Origin of the sequence: Caballeronia sp. (genome assembly GCF_028292365.1) — a bacterium.
GTDB lineage: Bacteria > Pseudomonadota > Gammaproteobacteria > Burkholderiales > Burkholderiaceae > Caballeronia.
In genome coordinates this window covers 1-4,433 of the sequence record NZ_JAQGMM010000604.1, presented here as the reverse complement: position 1 = coordinate 4,433, position 4,433 = coordinate 1, and the positions used below count along the sequence as shown (strand labels likewise).

Here is a 4,433-nt window from a genome sequence, read left to right as displayed (position 1 = left end):
CGACCGCATCCCACTCCACACCGTTAATTCCCGATACCCCGAGTTCATCGACACGCGTCAGCATGTGGTGCAGGCCGTGCCCAAATTCGTGGAATAACGTGATGACTTCATCGTGCGTAAAGCACGCGGGCTTGCCGCCAACGGGCGCGGAGAAGTTGCACGTCAGATATGCGACGGGCGTCTGTATGCCCCCTTCACGGCGTTTGTGGCGTGAGCGGGCGTCGTCCATCCAGGCGCCGCCGCGTTTGCCTTCGCGCGCGTACAGGTCCAGATAGAACTGCGCGACGAGCGAGCCGTCCTTGTTTTCAACGCGGAAAAAGCGTACTTCCGGATTCCAGACCGCGGTTTCATCGCGACGGATACTCACGCCGAACAGCGTTTCCGTGACCTTGAACAAACCCTTCAGCACGGCCTCTTGCGGGAAATACTGCTTCACCTCGTTTTCTGAGAACGAATACCGCTGCTGACGCAGGCGTTCGGCGGCGAAGGTCGAATCCCACGGTTGCAGCTCCGGCATACCGAGTTCGGTCGCGGCGAACGCACGCAACTCCATCCAGTCCTTTTCTGCGTGCGGGCGGGCGCGCACGGCCAGGTCTTCGAGGAACGCAACCACTTGCGCCGGCGATTCGGCCATCTTCGGCGCAAGCGATACTTCGGCGAAGTTCTGATACCCGAGCGCGTGGGCTTCTTCGGCACGCAGCTTCAGTTGCTCGACAACGTTCGCTGTGTTGTCCCATTCGAGCTTGCCATTGCCGTAGTTCGCGCCCAATTCAGACGCGCGCGTCACATACGCGCGATACATCGCTTCACGCAGCGGCCGATGCTCCGCGTACTGCATGACCGGGAAATACGAGGGAAAATGCAGCGTGAACTTCCAGCCTTCACGACCTTCTTTCTGCGCTGCGTCGCGCGCCGCTTCGATCACGTCTTCCGGCAAGCCCGCGAGTTCGCTTTCCTTGGTGACGACATACGAAAACGCGTTGGTGGCATCGAGGACGTGATCGGAGAATGCCTTCGACAACGCCGCTTGTTCTTCCTGAACGCGTGCAAAACGGGGTTTTTTATCTTCGGGCAACTCGGCGCCCGACAAACGGAAACCGCGCAACTCATTGCTGAGCATTTTCTTCTGCTCGGCGGACAGCGATGCGTGTTCTTCGCTTGCCGCAATCGCTTTGTATTTCTCATACAGCGCCAGATTCTGCCCGACGCTCGCGGAAAATTCCGTCACACGCGGCAAATTCTCGGCGTGGGCGGCACGCAACTCGGGGGTATCGGCGACGGCATTCAGGTGGCCGATCACGCCCCACGCACGCGACAGCCGTTCACTCGCGCGCTCCACGCTTTCCACGATGTCTCGCCACGTAGCCGGCGTCTCAGGCGCGCTGGCGTGATCGACGGCGGCTCTTGCATCGGCGAGCAAAACGTCAAGCGCCGGCGTCACGTGTTCTGGCTTGATGTCGTTGAAACGGGGCAGGTCGGAGAAGTCGAGCAGGGGGTTGCCTGTGGCTTGGGTCTGAGCCTGATTCGCTTGATTCGCGGTATTCGATGGTGTCGAACTGGACATGACTCTCCCGGTCTCGGATAAAAATGGATGCGACGATGAATGTGACGCCGCGCCTGACACAGCGCGCGATTTCAAAAGTGACGCCGCGCCTGACACAGCGCGCGATTTCAAAAAGTGCGCTTTCTGTATTGTGGGGACGCCTCCGCCGATTCTCAAATCGATTCTGGCTAAGGCGGTGATTTACCCGATCGGCGCGCCGGCTGTGCGTTGTGCCGCGGAATTCCGGCGGCCGGTGCGCCCATCATGCCTGTAAGCACGGAAGGGCGTCGCCCGCTCACATCAATCCCGATCCTGCTGCATCGAGCGTTCGGCCGCTTCAATGGTGTTCACCAGCAGCATGGTAATGGTCATCGGGCCGACGCCGCCAGGCACGGGTGTGATGAAACCGGCCACTTCCTTCACGCCCGCGAAATCCACGTCGCCGCAGAGTTTGCCGTTCTCGTCGCGATTCATGCCTACGTCGATCACTGTTGCACCGGGTTTGACCATGTCGGCGGTCAGGATATTGCGCCGGCCGGTTGCCGCGACGACTACATCCGCGTTGCGCGTCAGCGCGGCCAGATCGCGCGTTTTGCTATGCGTGATGGTGACGGTAGCGCCGGCTTCGAGCAGCAGCATGGCCATTGGCTTGCCGACAATGTTCGAGCGCCCGATCACGACCGCGTTGGCGCCTTCCAACGGGATGTTATGCGCTTCGAACATCTTCATCACGCCGTAAGGCGTGCACGGGCGAAACAGCGGTTTGCCGGTCATCAGCGCACCGGCGTTTTCGACGTTGAAACCATCTACGTCCTTGGCGGGAGCGATAGCTTCGATGACCTTGTGGCTATCGATATGTTTCGGTAACGGAAGTTGCACCAGGATGCCGTGCACGTTCGGATCGTTGTTCAGGTCGTCGAGCCGGGTCAGCAATTCACTTTCGGTGAGTGTGGACGGGAAACGGTCGAACACGGAGTGCAAGCCATTGTCCTGACAGGCTTTTACCTTGTTGCGGACGTAGACCTCGCTGGCGGGATTTTCGCCGACGAGAATGACTGCCAGGCCGGGTTGCTGGCCACGGGCGGTCAGCGCAGCGGCGCGTACGGCGACATCGGCGCGAAGGGTCTTGGAGAGGGCGTTGCCGTCGATGATTTGGGCAGTCATAGGAGGTCTGGGCGGAGGAGAAGTCCGCGATTTTCTTGAAGGGCGCAGGGTCGCAGGAGGCCTGTTGCGCCAGTGTGGCGCGGCGTTGCGGTCGGTTTTTAATTATACCGGACGGGATTTTTGCTGGCGCGGGACAGGCGGGGGGAGGTACCTGGGGGAATGACCGGTTTGGCCTGAGGCCGAGCGGCAAAAAGAGTTGCCCATGAACCGTGAACCGCTCGTACGGCCGAAACCAAAGCAGCTACGCCGAGGAGAAAAATGCCCCTCGGCGTAGCAAAGAGAACAGCTAAACCCTATTGCGCCGACTGCGTCTGCGGCTTGTTGGAAAGCGCCAGCCTGAGCAAATCGGCAACCGTATTCACGGAAAGCTTCTCCATGATATTCGCGCGATGCGCTTCGACCGTCTTGATGCTGATACCAAGATCATCGGCAATCTGCTTGTTCAGGCGCCCCGCAATAATGCGCTCCAGCACCTGATGCTCGCGCGCCGTCAGCTTGCCCAGCCGCTCAGCCGCGGCACGCTGCTGCTGCACGCTGGAACTCTCTGTACGCGCCTTATCCAGCATGCGTTCCACGAGCTTGCGCAACTCGGCTTCATCGAACGGTTTTTCGATGAAATCCATCGCACCCTTCTTCATGGTCGAGACGGCCATCGGCACGTCGCCATGACCTGTCACGAAGATGATCGGCAGCAGCGAATTTTCCGCAATCAGCCGTTCCTGCAACTCGAGACCGCTCATGCCTGACATCCGTACGTCCAGTATCAGGCACGAGATCGCGCCTGAATGGGCGATCGGGAGGTACGCATCGAGGTACGCTTCAGCGCTCGCAAAGCACGAGACGCGGTAGCCATTGGCTTCAAGCAGCCAGCGCAAAGAATCACGCACGGCCTCATCGTCGTCGACGACAAAGACGGTTTCCTGAGTGGTGACTGTGCTCATAGCTCTCCCGTAACAGTTTGTTGTGTGGGTTGATGACTGAGAGCTTCCGGTCCGCTACTGCCTGGACCATCGGCTTCTCCGATTGGCAAACTGCAATGGAATGTGGCGCCCGTTACGTTGCCCGAGGCATCGATATTGTTCACCACCCAAAGACGTCCACGATGCGATTCAATGATCGATCGGCAAATGTTCAAGCCCATGCCCATGCCATCGGACTTGGTGCTGTAGAAGGGTTCAAACAGGCGTTCCGCCGTGGCTTCATCCACACCTGGCCCCTGATCCACCACGCTCACGCAGACAAACCCGCCGTCCACGCGCTGCACGACCACGCGGATCACTGGATCGACGGCGTTCGGCTTGGCATCATGCATGGCTTCTGCGGCGTTTTTCAGCAAGTTCACGAGCACTTGCTCGATCAGCACCGGGTCCACATGGATCACGGGCATACGTGAGCGAATCTCGGTGAGAATGCGAATCTTGCGTTTGCGCGCTTCGATTTCTGCAAGGCCAACCGCGTCCGCAACGATATCCGCCACGCGCGTAGGCTGGCGTTTCGGTTCGCTGCGCTTCACGAATTCGCGAATACGCTTGATGATCATGCCAGCGCGCACCGCTTGCTGCGCCGTTTTTTCTAGCACCGGCAATAGCGCGTCCTGCGTCATGCGACCCGATTTAACCAGCGCGACACAACCCGAACAGTAGTTGTTGATTGCGGCCAAAGGCTGGTTCAGCTCGTGCGCCAGCGATGACGCCATTTCGCCCATCGTCATCAAACGGCTGGTGAA

At 59.5% G+C, this 4,433-nt stretch carries 4 protein-coding genes; all 4 read right to left on the bottom strand.

The window, feature by feature from the left end:
- A partial coding sequence (locus JWR14_RS35490) for a M3 family metallopeptidase (RefSeq protein WP_299718846.1) occupies positions 1–1,564 on the bottom strand: 1,564 nt, incomplete at its 3' end.
- Positions 1,565–1,843: 279 nt separating this feature from the next.
- Complete coding sequence (folD, locus tag JWR14_RS35485; protein WP_299718844.1) at positions 1,844–2,707, bottom strand: bifunctional methylenetetrahydrofolate dehydrogenase/methenyltetrahydrofolate cyclohydrolase FolD; 864 nt, start codon at positions 2,705–2,707, stop codon at positions 1,844–1,846.
- Between the two features lie 293 nt (positions 2,708–3,000).
- Positions 3,001–3,648: an oxygen response regulator transcription factor FixJ gene (gene fixJ / locus JWR14_RS35480; protein ID WP_089165612.1), complete on the bottom strand. Its 648-nt coding sequence runs from the start codon at positions 3,646–3,648 to the stop codon at positions 3,001–3,003.
- Positions 3,645–4,433 (bottom strand): ATP-binding protein (locus tag JWR14_RS35475; protein ID WP_299718841.1); only part of this gene is annotated, 789 nt, incomplete at its 5' end. The genes fixJ and JWR14_RS35475, both read right to left, overlap by 4 nt.